Origin of the sequence: Micromonospora sp. NPDC005173, assembly GCF_040608515.1 — a bacterium.
Classification (GTDB): domain Bacteria; phylum Actinomycetota; class Actinomycetes; order Mycobacteriales; family Micromonosporaceae; genus Micromonospora.
The window spans coordinates 35109-50222 of the sequence record NZ_JBEXIK010000016.1; the positions used below are offsets into that span (position 1 = coordinate 35109).

The window sequence follows — 15114 nt, forward strand, 5'->3', positions numbered from 1 at the left end:
AACCGGAGTCGACCTCCGTCCGGGGAAACTGACGTGGGCTTCCGCCCATAGCTGATTCTGCTGGTAGCGACCTTTGTTGATCCGTAGGGTCCGTGCCAGGTCAGCTGGCAGCATGGCATCGGACAACGCCCGTTTCCCGCGCTCCTCGCCCTACTGGCCAGTGGTCAGTCACCCACTGCTCCGGCGGGTCCTGCCCGGGCTGGCGGTGTCCGCCCTGGGCGATGGCATGGCGGTGGTCGCCGTGACCTGGCTCGCCATCCAGCTCGCACCGCAGGACCAGCGCGGCACGTGGATCGCCATCGCGGTGGCGGCGTACGCCCTGCCCAGCGCGGCCGGGACGGTCATCTTCGGCCGGCTGTTGCGCGGGCGTAGCGGCGCCCAGCTCGCCGGCTGGGACGCGATCCTGCGGGCCACGGCACTCGCGGCGATCCCCCTCGCCTACCTCTCCGGCGTGCTCACCATCGGGCTGTACGTGGTCCTGCTGGCCGCATCGGCGTTGCTGCACTCGTGGGGTTCCGCCGGGCGCTTCACCCTGATCGCCGAACTCCTGCCGCAGCGACACCATTTACCGGCCAACGCGGTGCTCACCACCATCTCCGGGTTCGCCACCATCGTCGGCCCACCACTGGCGGGCATCCTGATCGGCTGGGCCGGCGCGGTCTGGGTCATCGCCATCGACGCCGCCACCTTCGCCGTACTGGCCCTCACGTACCGCCTCGCCCTTCCCGCCGCCGACAGCGCCCACCGGTACGAGCGCGGTGCCTCACGGACCGCGGGCTTCGCCGTCATCCGCCACAACCCCGCCCTGCTCGGCCTTCTGGTCCTGAGCTTCGGGTTCTTCTTCCTCTTCGGACCGGTGTACGTGGCCATGCCGATCCACGTCACCGATGACCTGCACGCCTCCGCGACGCTGCTCGGCATCTACTACACCGCGTTCGGCATCGGCGGCCTCGTCGGCGGTGTGGTCGCCGGCCATCTGCGCGGCTGGCCCTTGCGGACCACCACCATCGGCATCGTCGTCGGGTTCGGCGTCGCCATGCTGCCCCTCGGCCTGGGCGCACCCGTGGGTCTGTCGCTGCCCGCCTTCGCCCTGGCGGGCCTGATCTGGGCGCCGTACATGTCCATGTCGATGGCGCTGTTCCAGCGCAGCACGTCCACCGCACAACTACCGGCGGTGCTGGCGGCGAACGGCGCCGTCCTCGTGCTGGCGGTGCCACTGGGCACCATGCTCGGCGGCCCGCTGGTGGGCGTCATCGGCGCCCGCCCGACGCTGCTGCTCTGCGCCACGGCAATCGTGGCTCTCGGCCTGATCGCCGGGGGTTTCGCGATCTCGCGACGGAGCGCGCGATCCCCCGGCGATTCAGCCGTCACCGAGATCAGTGCCAGTCGCTGATCCTGACGTCGTCCGGCGCCGGCCTGCCGCGCCCCGTCTCCACCAGTTCCTTGAGACTCATCAGGAACGTCGCCCACTTGGTGCTGCAGTGGTGCATGAACTCGACCGGCTCGCGCCAGCCCTCGTGCGTGAACTGGATGATCGTGTACTCGCCGCGCTGGTCGAGACGCCAGCCGACCTCGGTGCCGACCCATTCCTCGGGACCGTTGACGACCCGCCACCGCACCCGTCCGGTGGGGTCCAACTCAAGGACCTCCATGTCGAACCCACCGGCGTCGCCGAACCGGAAGGCCAACTGCCCGCCGACCTCGCTCTTGCCCACCGTGTCGGTCGTCCACCAGCCGGCGAGGCCCTCTGGAGTTGCCACCGCTCGGTAGACGTCGTCAAGCGGAGCCACGACGCCGACCCGGTGCAGGATGTCGACCATGTCATTCTCCTTCGTTGTTGGTGCGGTTGCGTTCGATCGCCTCGGCGATCCGCTTGATCCGACGGAGTCGGGCGTCCCAGGTCGCGCCGACCGCTGACAACTGGGCGACGGCTCGGGCAAGTTGCGCCTCGTCCACCTGGTAGAGGCGCTCGCGGCCGGCCGGCGCCGCGTGAATCAGCCCGACCCGGTCCAGGACGGCCAGGTGCTTCGAGACGGCTTGGCGGGTGACGGGTAGCCGCTTGCTGAGCGATGTGGCTGTGCCTGGTCCGGCGGAAAGAAGAAGGTCGATCATCGTACGCCGGATGGGGTCGCCGATCGCCGACCACAGGTCATCGTCGACGGCCGTGCTCATGAGGTGGCAACCAGCCGCGCAACATACGTGCCCAGCCTCCGGATGTAGTGGTCCCACCCGGTCTCGTGGTCGCGGTACTGCTCCTCCAGGACAGCGATCTCCCAGCCCATCTCCCGGAACCCGGTCTCGGTCATCCGGACCAGGGTCCCGGCACCGCTCGGCAACAGGTCGAAGGTGACGAGCAGCGACTGCCCGCTCCGATCCGCGTCCGTGAAGCACCACCGGAAGGAAAATCGCTTCGGAGGGTCGACCTCGACGACGGCGAGTGCGACGGTCGTCGTCTCGCCCGTCTCGCCGTTACGCCACACGAGCTCACCGGGTGCGCCCGCGACCGGCTCGAACCGTGCGTCGTCAGGCCACCATTCCCGCATGTGCTCGGGCTGACTGACGACCTCGAAGACCACCTCAGGTGAAGCGTCGACATGGATGTCGCGCTCGATGGATCCCTGTTCCATGCTCACAACCTTCCGCAACCTTTGGTTGCATCAACGTACGACAGCCGACTCGCGTTGCGCAACCCTTAGTTGCATGTCGCGTTCCCGTCGTACCCGGGGCGCACAATGCGGCGCATGTCTGAAAACTCTCCGCACCGGCACCACGCCTTCGGCTGGCAGTTCAACGACTACGGACCGGAGTACGCCGGCATCCGCAGCCCGCTCGGCGACCCCGCACCCGAGGTGGGTGGCCTGCGCGTCGACCAGGAAGTCCGGGCAGGTGGCCCGCTCGTGCTGCTCTACTCGGCCGACCTCGACCGGTCCGTGCAGGCGGTGAAGGACGCCGGCGGCCAGGTGGTGAACGGGCCGTACGAGTTCCCCGGTGGCCGCCGATTCCACTTCACCGACCCCAGCGGCAACGAACTGGGTGCCTGGGCCGAGCTGTAGCCGCGAGAGCCGATACTCCGGAGCACCTGGTCAGTACCGACGGCCGGTCGGCCAGATCCCCTGCTGCCGTCGGCGGCACTCGGCACGTGGGCAGTCGCAGTACCAGCCCAGTTCGTCGGACGCGATCCGGTCGCCGCCGCAGGTGTGCGGGAGCGGAAGGATCGGGTCGGCGCAGCCGTGTCCATCGTGGTCCGCTGGCCTCCGGCCGAGGTCATCCCCGTCGTCACCCAGCTAGTCACCCAAGCCGTGGTCTCCCATGCGCCGCGTACCCCCCTTTTGCGGGGGTGAATAAGATCCTGCGGGTGAAGCCGCAGGTGGTCATGCTGGACCTCGGAGCGATTCCGTCGCCGTCCGGATCGGGCGAACTGCTGCTCGTGGACGAACGTAGCTGTCGCCTGGTCTTCGTCGCCATGGTGGAAGCAGGGCAGCGCCGAGTAGCAATGGCGACCTTCACCGGTTTTTCGCAGGTGATCTTCGGCTACCCGAATGATGAAGCGTTGCCCGGTCACCCCCTCTATGACCCGACTGACACTTGGGACTACGGGTTCTACGAGGTGCAGGGATCGCCGTGGCCCGGCCGGCTGGAGGCACAGAACCGTGTGAAGTTTCCCGACCACACATCCTCATGGCGGAAGCGCCACTTTCTCCTGGTGTGCCATGAGGACCTTGTCGAGGTCCTCTCCGACGATGTGATGGTCGAGTTGTTCGACCAGTCGTTCGAGGAGGTGGCACTGCACGCGCTGCGGCTCAACATGCAGAGCAGCATTTGATGTCGTTGCGACTCGCCGCCGTTGGCTGATGGCTGCGCGCATACATTGCTCGCGAAACCTTCGCTCTGCTCAGCGTGCTAGGAGCTGACCGTGCCCATCAGGAAGACCGCTGGCCTGTGGCGCGGTGACGATCATCTGCCATGACTGCCAGACCGGGACGCCCATCGCCGACCACCTCGAAGATGCTGAGCTGGAGGAGTGCGCCTGTCCCTGTGGAGGAGAGACCTTCACGGTCGGCGTCGGCTACGCCATGAACACCGCCAACGAGGTTCGCTGGATCAGCCTCGGGCTGCGCTGCGTAGCCGACGGCACCCTCGGCGTCTACACCGACTGGAAGATCGACTACGCCCCCACCAGACACCTACTTCCAACCTGAACCCACCCACTTGACGGAAATAGGAGCGTCCAACTCGCCTGCAGCCGGTGTCCTGGGTTGAGGATGCGCTCCTCCAGCCGTTCGCGCGGCAGGCGGCCGTTGGGAGTGGGTCCGGACAGCCACGGGTTCGTCGACGGCACGGTCACCTCACCTCACTGCTGGTCGAGCAGGAACGGCACGTCCGGGCAGGTCAGGCAGGCGAAGACGCGCAGCGCGCCGTGCCGGCCGACGACCACCCCGGTCGGCTCGTACGAATCGTCGTCCGGCTCGCCGTCCGCCCGCGTCGGCTGCCACCGCTCGGTGCCCCGCTCGGAGGAGTCGATGACCAGGGTCAACGTCGTGGGACCGGCACAGCGGGGGCACGGCGTGGGGCCCAGATCCGTGAGGCTCCAGTTGGCGTACCCGCCGACCTTCCACCCGGGCGCCATGAAGGTGTCGACGTACTCCTCGTCCTCGTCCTCGTCGACCAGCCGCTGCAGGTTCTCCGGCAGTTCCTCCGGGTACGGGTACTCGACGACCTGCTCCGGGTGCAGCCGGCACGGCCGGGGCACGTACCCGTCGGTGCCGACCTCGCCGCGCGGCGGCTCCGCGAGGAGGTCGGTCAGCTCCGCCTCCCGCCGCCAGCGCAGCTTCACCGTCGGCCCCCACGGGCCCTCGGAGTGTTCGAACGGGCACCACAACACCTGCAACAGGTCTGCCCCACCGGGGCGGGGCAGGTCGGGTACGTCCTCGGCGCGCAGTTGCGCCAGCGCAACCATCGGGTTGGGCGCGGGGTGTTCTCGCGGCACGTACCGGTAGCCGACGACCGGGCCGCCGTCGCGCGAGCCCCAGCCGACGAAACCCGGGCCGACCAGGGCGGCCAACTCCTGGTGCAGATCGAGCTCGCCCTCGGCAAGGACGTGTGACTGCCTGCGCCCGCGCTCCGCCGTCCGCATCCGGGTCGCCAGCTCCGCCGGGATCGGCACCTCCTCGTGGACCATGTGCGGCACGTCGCAGGTGGGCCAGGGCTCGTCGGCCGGCCAGCGCAGCGGCCCGCCGACGTGGCTGTCGGTGGCCGTGACCGCCCCAGGACGCGGGTGCAGCCGGGTCGTCGTGCGGCCGAGCTTCTCCAGGCCGGGATAGCGGGCGAGCGCCTCGGGCGGCAGGGGCGGCGTGATCATGGCGAGATCGTAGGCGGCCGGCGGGCGGCCCAACCCGCAGGACCACGTGGTGGTCCCGCTACCGTCCGAACCATGACCGTCGCCCGCTCGATCCTGTTGTTCCTGCTCGCCGCGCTGTTCGAGGTCGGCGGGGCCTGGCTCGTGTGGCAGGGCTGGCGCGAGAACCGGGGCCTGCTGTGGGTGGCGGCCGGGGTCATCGCCCTCGGGTTCTACGGTTTCGTCGCCACCTTCCAACCCGACCCGAACTTCGGCCGCATCCTGGCCGCGTACGGCGGTGTCTTCGTTGCCGGTTCCCTGGCCTGGGCCATGATCGTCGACAAGTTCCGCCCCGACCGCTACGACGTCGTCGGCGCGGCCATCTGCCTGGTCGGGGTCGCCATCATCATGTACGCCCCGCGCAACGGCTGAACCCGCCCCTTGGCCGATCCCGGCCTGGTCGGAACCGCGCCGGGACGCCGACCAGCCCGCGCCCGCCCGACCCGCCGCGCCACCGTCACGCGGTTGCCTGCGCGATCGCGCGGCCGGCCTGGCGGCCGGAGAAGATGCAGCCGCCGAGGAAGGTGCCCTCCAGGGAGCGGTAGCCGTGCACGCCGCCCCCGCCGAATCCGCTCGCCTCACCTGCGGCGTACAGGCCGGGGATCGGGGTCGCGTCGGAGTTGAGCACCCGTCCCGACAGGTCGGTCTGCAGGCCGCCGAGGGTCTTGCGGGTGATCACGTGCAGCCGGACCGCGATGAGTGGGCCGGCCTTCGGGTCGAGGATCTTGTGCGGGGTTGCCGTACGGACCAGCTTGTCGCCGCGGTACCGGCGGGCGTTGTGGATGGCGGAGATCTGGCCGTCCTTGGTGAACGCGTTGTCCAGTTCCCGGTCGCGGGCGACGACCTCGCGTCGGATGTCCTCGACGTCGAGCAGGGGCGTGCCGGTCAGCGCGTTCATACCGGCGACGAGTTCGTCGAGGGTGTGAGCGACGACGAAGTCCTCGCCGTGCTGCTTGAACGCCTCAACGGGTGCGGGTGCGCCGGGGCGAATGCGGCCGAGGGTCTGCCGGACCGACTTGTTGGTGAGGTCAGGGTTCTGTTCGGAGCCGGAGAGCGCGAACTCCTTCTCGATGATCTTCTGGGTGAGTACGAACCAACTGTGGTCGTGCCCGGTGGTCCGCAGGTGCGCCAGCGTGCCGAGGGTGTCGAAGCCGGGGTAGAGCGGTCCGGGCAGCCGGTTGCCGGTGGCGTCGAACCACATCGAGGAGGGCCCGGGCAGGATTCGGATGCCGTGGCCGGCCCAAATGGGGTTCCAGTTCTGCACGCCCTCGACGTAGTGCCACATCCGGTCGGGGTTGATGACGGTGCCGCCGGCGTCCTGGGTGATCCGCAGCATCCGCCCGTCCACGTGGGCGGGGACACCGGTGATCATGCGCTCGGGTGCGGTACCGAGCCGGGCCGGCCAGTTCCTCCGGACCAGGTCATGGTCGGCACCGATACCGCCGGAGGCCACCAGGACGGCCTGGGCGGTCAACTCGAAGTCACCGACCACCGTGCGGCTGCTGGCCACCCCGCGGGCGGAGTCGCTCGGCTCCAGGACAGCACCCCGTACGCCGGTCACGACACCGTCGGTCACGACAAGCTCGTCGACCCGGTGCCGGAACGCGAGGGTGACCAGTCCCTTCGCGGCGGCGTCACGGACCCGGCGGGCGAACGGCGCGACGACCGCGGGTCCGGTGCCCCAGGTGACGTGGAAACGCGGGACCGAGTTGCCGTGCCCGATGGCCCCGTACCCGCCGCGCTCGGCCCAGCCGACCACCGGGAAGAACCGTACGCCCCGGGCGTGCAGCCAGGACCGTTTCTCCCCGGCCGCGAAGTCCACGTACGCCTCGGCCCACCTGCGCGGCCACTCGTCCTCGGGCCGGTCGAACCCGGCCGTGCCGAGCCAGTCCTGCAGGGCGAGCTCGTGCGAGTCCCGGATCCCCATCCGGCGCTGCTCCGGCGAGTCGACCAGGAACAGGCCGCCGAAGGACCAGAACGCCTGCCCACCCAGATTCGTCTCGGGCTCCTGGTCGAGCAGGATCACCCGGCGGCCCGCCTCCGCGAGTTCGGCGGCGGCGACCAGACCGGCCAACCCGGCGCCGACAACGATGACGTCTGCGTCCATGACAGGCACTCTCCCCACCGGCGTATCCGCTGACGATCAAACCGCAGCGGTTGAGGGTCCACCTTGTCACTGCGTGATAAAACAGCGGCGTCCGGCACTCCTTGCTCGACATCGCCCGGAGCCTGGACCAGGTCGGCGACCGCGACCGTACGCCGACCGGCCGACCACCCGTCAGAAGGTAGCCACCCCATGCGCATGAAGCTCGGCCGGCCCGACCTGGCCGCGTACGCCGACCGGTTCGACGTCCCACCCGCTGCGGAGGGCTTCAGCGTCACCTTTCTCGGCGTCTCCAGCCTGCTCTTCGACGACGGCGACACGGCGGTGCTGACCGACGGGTTCTTTTCCCGGCCGTCCCTGCTCAGGGTCGCCCTCGGCAGGCTCACACCCGACGACGCGCGCATCAGCTCGACGCTCGCCCGGCTGGGACTGGGCCACGGGGGCCGCCGGCTGGCCGCCGTGATCCCCGTACACACCCACTTCGATCACGTCATGGACTCCGCGACCGTCGCCCTGCGTACCGGCGCGGCGCTCGCCGGCGGCCACTCCGCGGCCAACGTCGGCCGAGGGGCCGGCCTCACCGACGACCGCATCCACGTCGTCACGCCCCACGAGCCGATGTCCCTGGGAGCCTTCACCCTCACGTTCGTCGAGTCCGAACACTGCCCACCGGACCGCTTCCCCGGCACCATCACCGAACCCGTGGTGCCCCCGGCCAGGGCGTCCGCCTACCGGTGTGGTGAAGCCTGGTCGGTGCTCGTCGCGCACGAGAGCGGCCGGACCGCCCTGGTCCAGGGCAGCGCCGGCCACCGGCCGGGAGCGCTCGACGGGCGTCGCGCCGACGTCGTCTACCTGGGCATCGGCCAGCTCGGCGTGCAGGACGAGGACTACATTCGCGCGTACTGGGCGCAGACCGTACGGGCCGTCGGAGCCCGTCGCGTGGTCCTCGTCCACTGGGACGACTTCTTCCGCCCGCTCGACCGGCCGCTGCGCGCCCTGCCGTACGCGGGCGACGACCTCGACGTCACCATGGGGGTCCTCACCCGACTGGCTCACGACGAGCGGGTCGCTCTGCACCTGCCGACCCTGTGGCGTCGGGAGGATCCCTGGGCGGGGCTGCGGTGACCCGTCCTGCAAGACGTTGAAGCGGAACTTAGATCGGCTGTCCCGCCACCAGCGGGAACGCGGCCTGACGCCGTTCTGGGATTCGTGCCACGAGAACGATCACCCGCTCAGGGTCAGCCGGCGCTCGTCCGAGCACCCGCACGTCAGCCTGCTCAGCGGCTGTTGCGTCGGCCAGGACAGAGAAGAGGAGTTCGCCGTCGGTCCTGCTATCGCGCCGGTTGATCGTTGTGTTGATCGTCAACGTCGAGGCCTCTTCGTTCCTCAAATGCCCGGGGCCGCTTGACGCAGGGCCACGGCCTGGCTGACCGCAAACGCTGCGACCTCGACGGCCACGGCGGCGAGCAGCACCGTAAACGCGCCATCCCACGGCCGGACCGCCGCGAACACCGCGATCAGCATGGCCGCGACGACATTGGCGATGAGTACCCCCACCAGCCACGGTCGGAGCCGGGGACGCCCGGCGACGCGGTGCAGCGCGAACGCCCAACCGCCGATACCGACCGCGACCGCGATGGTCAACGCGGGCGGCACGGCCAACCGCTCCGACACCGAATCCACGAACAGGGCCAGCGACACCGCCGCCACCGCGCAGTAGATCGCGTCGAGCTGCAACGAAAGCCATCCTGGGTGCCGTGTACGCATGACAGCGACAGTAACCGCGAATCCGGCACCCTGGACCACCATGTCGAGCAGGAACACAGGCAGCACCGCCGCGATGCCCGCCCGCAATTACGCCATGGTGATCGTGCAAGCCGGCCTCGGGCTTCGCCTCGGCGAGCTGCTCGCACTGCGCGTCCAGGATGTCGACCACCTCGCCCGGACAGTTCGGATCGAATGGCAGTTCGCGCCACAGTCCAAGGTCCGCACCGAGCCGAAGACACGCCGCTCACTTCGCCGGCCCGTACCGGCACGACTACTACGGCTCGCTGATCTTCTCGGCGGCTGTCGAGCGGGCCGGGCTACCGAAGGGCACCACGAGTCGAGCAACGAATCAACCGCATGACCTGCGTAAACAGGACAGATTCAGACGTTGAAGCGGAACTCCACCACGTCGCCGTCCTGCATGACGTACTCCTTGCCCTCGATGCGGACCTTGCCCGCCGCCTTGGCCGCCGCCATCGAACCAAACTCGACCAGGTCGTGGTACGAGACCACCTCGGCCTTGATGAAGCCGCGCTGGAAGTCGGAGTGGATGACGCCCGCGGCCTCCGGCGCGGTGGCGCCGACCGGGACGGTCCAGGCGCGCGCCTCCTTCGGCCCGGCGGTCAGGTACGTCTGGAGCCCAAGGGTGCGGAAGCCGACCCGGACGAGCTGGTTGAGGCCGGGCTCGTTCTGCCCGATCGACTCCAGCAGCTCGCGGGCCTCCTCCTCGGGCAGGTCCACCAGCTCGGATTCGATCTTGGCGTCCATGAAGACGGCCTCGGCGGGGGCGACCAGGGCGCGCAGCTCGTCGAGGAACGCCTCGTTGGCCAGCTCGGCCTCGTCGACGTTGAAGACGTACAGGAAGGGCTTGGTGGTGAGCAGGTGCAGCTCGCGCAGGTGCTCCAGCTCGATCTTGGCGGCGGCGGCCCCGGAGTACAGGGTGGTGCCGCCGTCGAGCACCTCGATGGCCTGCTTCGCGGCGGCGACGGCGGCGGCCCGGTCCTTGCGGAGCTTGGCCTCCTTCTCCAACCGGGGCAGCGCCTTGTCCAGGGTCTGCAGGTCGGCGAGGATCAGCTCGGTGTTGATCGTCTCGATGTCGTCGGCCGGGGAAATCTTGCCGTCGACGTGCACCACGTTCGGGTCGGAGAAGGCCCGCACCACCTGGCAGATCGCCGAGGCGTCCCGGATGTTGGCCAGGAAGGCGTTGCCCCGGCCCTGCCCCTTCGACGCGCCACGTACCAGGCCGGCGATGTCGACGAACGACACCGGGGCCGGCAGCACCTTCTGCGAGGAGAAGATCTCGGCCAGCTTGCCCAGCCGCTCGTCAGGCAGCCCGACCACGCCGACGTTGGGCTCGATGGTGGCGAACGGGTAGTTCGCCGCCAGCACGTCGTTCTTGGTCAACGCGTTGAAAAGCGTGCTCTTGCCGACGTTGGGCAGGCCGACGATGCCGATGGAGAGACTCACGACGGGCCAGCTTACGCCGGTGGCATCCAGACCGGTCCACGCGGCTCGGTTTCCGGCCGCGCCGCCCCCGTCGGAGGCGGCGCCGACCGGCCGTCAGCCGAGCATGCGCGGGGCGATGATCGCCTCGCGGACGCTGCCGTCCGCGCCGCGGCTGACCTCGTACGCCGAAACGCCCTCGCGGTCGGCGACCGCCTCGACCAGCCGGGTCCCCCGGTAGACCAGGCCGACCCCGTCGTCGGTGCAGTGGCTGGTGGGCAGCGTCCCGTCGCCGACCAGCTCGTGCATCAACGGTCGCCGCTGGCCTTCGCTGTCGTAGTGCACGCCGTTGCCGTACGGCAGCCAGCCCAGACCCTCGGTGAAGCCGCGCAGTCGGGGGCCGTAGCTGTCCGTGGCGCCGCCCACATGCCAGCAGATCGAACCGGCGGAGACGCCGCCCAGCACCACGCCGGCCTGCCAGCACTCGTGCAGGATCTCGCCGAGCCCGTGCACCCGCCAGACCGCGACCAGGTTGGCCACGCTGCCGCCGCCGACCCAGATCACGTCCTGGGCGAGCAGGTGGGCGCGGATGTCCTCGACGTTCGGCATCGGGAACAGGGCGAGGTGCGACAGCCGGAACCGGGTGTCGGCGAACGCGCCGTAGATCGAGGCCAGCGAGGTGGGCTGGTCCCCGACGGCCTGACCGAGGTAGCAGATGCGCGGCTGCGGGCCAGCCTCGGCCAGCTCGGCCGCCAGCTCGAAGACCGGGCCGGGACGCAGATCCAAGGGACCCCGGTCGCCCCGGAAGAAACCCATGCTGGTGGCGAGGATGGTCGGTTCGCTGGCGGGCATGTGGGTCCTTCCGTCGGTGCAGGGCCGCGTTCATCCTGCCGCAGCCGACCGCCGGCCGATCACCCACCCGCGCGAGACCCGGCTCGGGGCCAGGCCAGCGCGACGATGACCGACTCAGCCAGCGCGCCGCTGGCGGGGCACCAGGGAAAGCGGCCCGGCGGACTGGCCCTCGTCGGGCTCGGCGGTGGGCTGGCCCTCGGCCGGCTCACCGGCTGGCGCCGCCCCGGTCGGCCGGTCCTGGATCACCACCTCACCCTCGGGCCAGTGACCCGGGGGCAGCTCGCCGAACGGCCGCTGCCCCGGGGGCAGTTGCGCGGCGGCGGCGCGGGGCAGGGTGAACCGCTCGGCGGCGGCCGGGCCGGCCGCGACCGACTCGCGCAGCATCCAGCGCACCTCGTCGGCCGTCCAGCCCAGCGCTGGCCGGGCGGCGATCTCCCGGACCAGCCGCCGCCCGGCCCGGGTGTCGTCGTCGTAGAAGCGCATGCACCAGTGGTGCGTCCACATGCCGAGCGCCCGCAGGCCCGCATCGTCCAGGGAGAGGGCCAGCCGGCCGCAGGCGGTGTCGGCGAAGGCCGGCTCTGCGTCGGCCGCCCGGTCCCGCTCGATCGCGCCGACCGCGGCCGGCGCCACGGCCCGCATCCGGCGGTAGAAGGACTGCACCACCGCACGGGGCAGCGGCGGGAACATGTCCCGTGTCGATGCCGCCGCCCGACCCGCCACGCTCGCCATCGCCGCACCCCTTCTTGAGTTGGTGGCCGGACGTTACCCGCCGCGACCGACACTTTCGGGCGGAAAATTCGCCCTCGAACGTGGATAGCGATGATGACCTGGGGCGTCTGTATCGGTGACAACAAAAAGGGGTGGTGGGTGGACGAGGACGAGCGAGCCCGGTTGGCCGAGTTCGTCGCCAGCCGGACTCCGGCGCTGATGCGGGTCGCGTACCTGCTGACCGGGAACCGCAGCGCCGCCGAGGACCTGTTCCAGTCGGCGTTGGCGCGGACCATCCCCAAGTGGGGAAGCATCCGGCACGCCGACCCGGAGGGGTATCTGCGCGTGGTGATGTACCGCGAGCAGGTCAGTTGGTGGCGGCGACTGCGCCGGTGGCGGGAGACGCCGCTCAACCCGGCGGACGAACCGGTCGGCGCCGACCCGAGCGGCGGGTCGGACGTGCGGTTGGCGATGCGCGCCGCGCTGCGCCACCTGCCACCGGCGCAGCGCGCGGTGGTGGTCCTTCGCTACTACGAGGACCTGCCCGAGGCCCGGGTGGCCGAGCTGCTGGGCTGCTCGGTGGGCACGGTCCGCAGCCGTACCCACCGGGCGGTCAGCCGACTGCGCGAACTCCTGCCGGAGGTCGAATTGCTGGAGGTACGGCGATGACCGACCGCTTCGAAATCCTCATCCGCTCCACCCTCACCGACCTGGCCGAGGAGGCACCGATCGTGCATGACCAGTTGAGCCGAGCGGAACGGCGGGTGCGCAACCGGCGCCGGGCCACGGTGACGATGGGCGCGGTGGGCACGCTCGCGGCCATCCTGATCGCCACCCCGATCGCCCTCGCGGCGACCGGCTCCGACCAACCCCGTCCGGCCGCGCCCAGCCCGTCCGGGCCGCCCGGCGTACCCAGCCCGACCGGGCCGATCGTCGTACCCAGCCCGTCCGCGCCGCCCGGCGCACCCAGCCCGACCGGGCCGATCGTCGTACCCAGCCCGTCCGGCCCGCCCGGCGTGCCGGGTAAGCCGAGCCCGGCACGACCGTCGGCCACGCCGACCCCGCTCGGCCCGCCCGGCGTGCCGGTTAAGCCAAGCCCGGCACGGCCGTCGGCCACGCCGACCCCGCTCGGCCCGCCCGGGGTGCCCAGCCCGGTGAGCTGATCAGATCCGGTCGGGCCGGGCGCTTTTCCCGCCCGGTCCGACCGGCCGGCCCGTCCTTGGTAAGCCCGTCACTCCAGCTCCTTGAGCTGCCGCGCGAGAAGCCGGTCGGAGATCTCGGTCACCACGGCCCGGTACTCCCCGCACCGGTATGCGCTGCGCATCCCGTCGGACAGGGCGCGGTTTGCCAAGGTCGGTACGGCCGCCCACTCTTGAGCGATGACCGATCACGGACACCCGACGGCGCCTGAGCTGCGAAGGCAGCGATGAGTCCCGCCCTGGCCCGGGTGCCCGGTCCGCTCACCGGGCAGCTCGTCACCCCCGGCGATCGCCGGTACGCGCAGCTGCGCTCGACGTACACCACGCCGGCCTCGCCGGCCGGTGTCCTGCTGCCGAAGAACGTCGCGCAGGTGGTCGCCGCGATCCGCTACGCGCGGGAGCAGCGGCTGCCGATCGCCGTCCGCAGCGGCGGGCACGGTCTCGCCGGCACCTCCTCCAACAACGGTGGCCTGGTCATCGACCTGTCCATGCTCAACCGGGTGCAGGTGCTCGACGAGCGGGCCGGGCTGGTCCGGGTCGAGGCCGGCGCCCGCTGGGCGAATGTCGCGACGGCGCTGGCCCGGTACGGCCTGGTGATCAGTTCAGGTGACCACGGCAACGTCGGCGTGGGCGGCCTGGCCACCGGGGGTGGCGTCGGCTGGCTGGTCCGCTCGTACGGCCTCACCATCGATCGCGTCCGCGCGGTGGAGGTGGTGCTCGCGGACGGGACGCTGTTGCGCGCGGACGCGGAGCACGAGCCGGAGCTGTTCTGGCTGGTTCGGGGTGCCGGCGCGGGAGCGGGGATCGTGGTGGCGTTCGAGATCGAGGCCACCGAGCAGCGCAACGTCGGGGTGGCGCAACTGGTCGTCGAGGCGCACCCCGACGGCCGCACCGTTCGGGAGTGGGCGGGCTACCTGGCGCAGGCCCCACGGGAGTTGTCGGCAGCCGCCGTGCTGTTCGTGGAGGGACGGTCGGCCCTCATGTCGATCACCGCCGTGGTCGCCGCCGAGAGCCTGCGCCGGGCCCGACCCGTGATGGAGCCGCTGCTGGCCATCGGGAAGCTGCTCGAACACCGGACCGACCTGCTGCCCTATCCGTCCCTGGTGCCGACCGCACACCTGAACCCGAACGTCGGGCAGCAGCGGGGCACGACCACCAACGGCCTGTTCACCGAGCTGGACGACGCCGGCTCTCGGGCCCTGATGCGGGCAGTGACCGGTCCCGGCCGGGCGGTCATCCAGCTCCGCTCGGTGGGCGGGGCGGTCAACGACGTCGCCCCCGACGCGACCGCCTACCCGCACCGGCACCAGAACACCCTGGTCATCGCCTCGGTCTTCCCGCCGCAGGGCGGCGCGGCCTTGGATGCCGCCTGGCGGGGCGTCGCCGGCCGGGCCGACGGCGCGTACGTCAACTTCGAGAGCCGGCCGGACCCGGCCGCGTTCGCCCGGATCTACCCGGGTGAGACCGGCGCCCGGGTGCGGCGGCTCTGGCGACGGTACGACCCGGACGGCGTGTTCCGGTCGGCCCTGCTGACCGCCCGACCCGCCCGTTTCGGCCAGCCCGCGCGGTCCAGCCAGCCGGCACGGTCCGGTCAGCCCACACGCTCCGGCCAACCCCACCGGCGCCGCCGCTGACGGCCACCCGGC

The 15114-nt window shown here is 70.9% G+C and carries 18 protein-coding genes and 1 pseudogene; 10 read left to right on the forward strand and 9 right to left on the reverse strand.

The window, feature by feature from the left end:
• The first annotated feature begins 112 nt into the window (after positions 1-112).
• The gene (locus ABZV00_RS19305; protein ID WP_355607973.1) at positions 113-1393 is read left to right on the forward strand and encodes an MFS transporter; all 1281 of its coding nucleotides are present in this window, start codon (positions 113-115) and stop codon (positions 1391-1393) included.
• Here the strand turns inward: ABZV00_RS19305 and ABZV00_RS19310 are convergent.
• From ABZV00_RS19310 to ABZV00_RS19320, 3 genes are read right to left on the reverse strand one after another with little or no spacing between them, the layout of a single operon-like run.
• Entirely contained in the window at positions 1377-1820 is a 444-nt protein-coding gene (locus ABZV00_RS19310; protein WP_355607976.1) for an SRPBCC domain-containing protein, read from the reverse strand. The genes ABZV00_RS19305 and ABZV00_RS19310 overlap by 17 nt on opposite strands.
• A 1-nt stretch (position 1821) precedes the next feature.
• Positions 1822-2172 carry a metalloregulator ArsR/SmtB family transcription factor gene (locus tag ABZV00_RS19315; protein WP_355607979.1) on the reverse strand — a complete coding sequence of 117 codons (351 nt, stop codon included), beginning with the start codon at positions 2170-2172 and terminating at the stop codon, positions 1822-1824.
• Positions 2169-2627, reverse strand: coding sequence for an SRPBCC domain-containing protein (locus ABZV00_RS19320; protein ID WP_355608208.1), 459 nt, complete (start codon positions 2625-2627; stop codon positions 2169-2171). The genes ABZV00_RS19315 and ABZV00_RS19320 overlap by 4 nt, the downstream gene beginning before the upstream one ends.
• A 105-nt stretch (positions 2628-2732) precedes the next feature.
• Here ABZV00_RS19320 and ABZV00_RS19325 point away from each other — a divergent pair, with 105 nt between their 5' ends.
• The 3 genes from ABZV00_RS19325 (at position 2733) to ABZV00_RS19335 (ending at position 4199) form a co-directional block, all read left to right on the forward strand.
• Positions 2733-3053, forward strand: a complete 321-nt coding sequence (locus ABZV00_RS19325) for a VOC family protein (protein WP_355607982.1) — start codon at positions 2733-2735, stop codon at positions 3051-3053.
• Between the two features lie 302 nt (positions 3054-3355).
• Positions 3356-3823: a hypothetical protein gene (locus ABZV00_RS19330; protein ID WP_355607984.1), complete on the forward strand. Its 468-nt coding sequence runs from the start codon at positions 3356-3358 to the stop codon at positions 3821-3823.
• 124 nt (positions 3824-3947) lie between these two features.
• Positions 3948-4199: a hypothetical protein gene (locus tag ABZV00_RS19335; protein WP_355607987.1), complete on the forward strand. Its 252-nt coding sequence runs from the start codon at positions 3948-3950 to the stop codon at positions 4197-4199.
• Positions 4200-4351: 152 nt separating this feature from the next.
• Here the strand turns inward: ABZV00_RS19335 and ABZV00_RS19340 are convergent, their stop codons facing one another.
• A complete protein-coding gene (locus tag ABZV00_RS19340; protein WP_355607990.1) occupies positions 4352-5359 on the reverse strand; it encodes a hypothetical protein in 1008 nt (335 codons plus the stop codon).
• 72 nt (positions 5360-5431) lie between these two features.
• Between ABZV00_RS19340 and ABZV00_RS19345 the strand changes: the two genes are divergently transcribed.
• A complete protein-coding gene (locus ABZV00_RS19345) occupies positions 5432-5767 on the forward strand; it encodes a YnfA family protein (protein WP_355607993.1) in 336 nt (111 codons plus the stop codon).
• Positions 5768-5852: 85 nt separating this feature from the next.
• Here ABZV00_RS19345 and ABZV00_RS19350 read toward each other — a convergent pair whose 3' ends face one another.
• Complete coding sequence (locus tag ABZV00_RS19350) at positions 5853-7502, reverse strand: FAD-binding dehydrogenase (RefSeq protein ID WP_355607994.1); 1650 nt, start codon at positions 7500-7502, stop codon at positions 5853-5855.
• Positions 7503-7691: 189 nt separating this feature from the next.
• Here ABZV00_RS19350 and ABZV00_RS19355 point away from each other — a divergent pair, with 189 nt between their 5' ends.
• Complete coding sequence (locus ABZV00_RS19355; protein ID WP_355607997.1) at positions 7692-8624, forward strand: MBL fold metallo-hydrolase; 933 nt, start codon at positions 7692-7694, stop codon at positions 8622-8624.
• A 261-nt stretch (positions 8625-8885) separates the two neighbouring features.
• On the opposite strand, the gene ABZV00_RS19360 is transcribed toward ABZV00_RS19355, so the two are convergent.
• The gene (locus ABZV00_RS19360) at positions 8886-9353 is read right to left on the reverse strand and encodes a hypothetical protein (protein ID WP_355608000.1); all 468 of its coding nucleotides are present in this window, start codon (positions 9351-9353) and stop codon (positions 8886-8888) included.
• Here ABZV00_RS19360 and ABZV00_RS19365 point away from each other — a divergent pair.
• The gene (locus tag ABZV00_RS19365) at positions 9340-9627 is read left to right on the forward strand and encodes a hypothetical protein (protein WP_355608003.1); all 288 of its coding nucleotides are present in this window, start codon (positions 9340-9342) and stop codon (positions 9625-9627) included. The genes ABZV00_RS19360 and ABZV00_RS19365 overlap by 14 nt on opposite strands.
• A 20-nt stretch (positions 9628-9647) precedes the next feature.
• Here ABZV00_RS19365 and ychF read toward each other — a convergent pair whose 3' ends face one another.
• From ychF to ABZV00_RS19380, 3 genes and pseudogenes are all read right to left on the reverse strand, one after another.
• Positions 9648-10733 (reverse strand): redox-regulated ATPase YchF, encoded by a 1086-nt coding sequence (ychF, locus tag ABZV00_RS19370; RefSeq protein WP_328420207.1) that lies wholly within the window; start codon positions 10731-10733, stop codon positions 9648-9650.
• Between the two features lie 93 nt (positions 10734-10826).
• The gene (locus ABZV00_RS19375; RefSeq protein ID WP_355608006.1) at positions 10827-11561 is read right to left on the reverse strand and encodes a peptidase E; all 735 of its coding nucleotides are present in this window, start codon (positions 11559-11561) and stop codon (positions 10827-10829) included.
• Between the two features lie 297 nt (positions 11562-11858).
• Positions 11859-12290: pseudogene (locus ABZV00_RS19380) on the reverse strand (hypothetical protein); the annotation flags it as partial.
• Positions 12291-12428: 138 nt separating this feature from the next.
• On the opposite strand from ABZV00_RS19380, the gene ABZV00_RS19385 reads away from it, so the two are divergent.
• From ABZV00_RS19385 to ABZV00_RS19395, 3 genes are all read left to right on the forward strand, one after another.
• Positions 12429-12938: a SigE family RNA polymerase sigma factor gene (locus tag ABZV00_RS19385; protein ID WP_328420211.1), complete on the forward strand. Its 510-nt coding sequence runs from the start codon at positions 12429-12431 to the stop codon at positions 12936-12938.
• Positions 12935-13432 (forward strand): hypothetical protein, encoded by a 498-nt coding sequence (locus ABZV00_RS19390; protein ID WP_355608009.1) that lies wholly within the window; start codon positions 12935-12937, stop codon positions 13430-13432. Before ABZV00_RS19385 ends, ABZV00_RS19390 begins: the two co-directional genes overlap by 4 nt.
• A 263-nt stretch (positions 13433-13695) precedes the next feature.
• The gene (locus ABZV00_RS19395) at positions 13696-15102 is read left to right on the forward strand and encodes an FAD-binding oxidoreductase (RefSeq protein WP_355608012.1); all 1407 of its coding nucleotides are present in this window, start codon (positions 13696-13698) and stop codon (positions 15100-15102) included.
• Positions 15103-15114 lie beyond the last annotated feature (12 nt).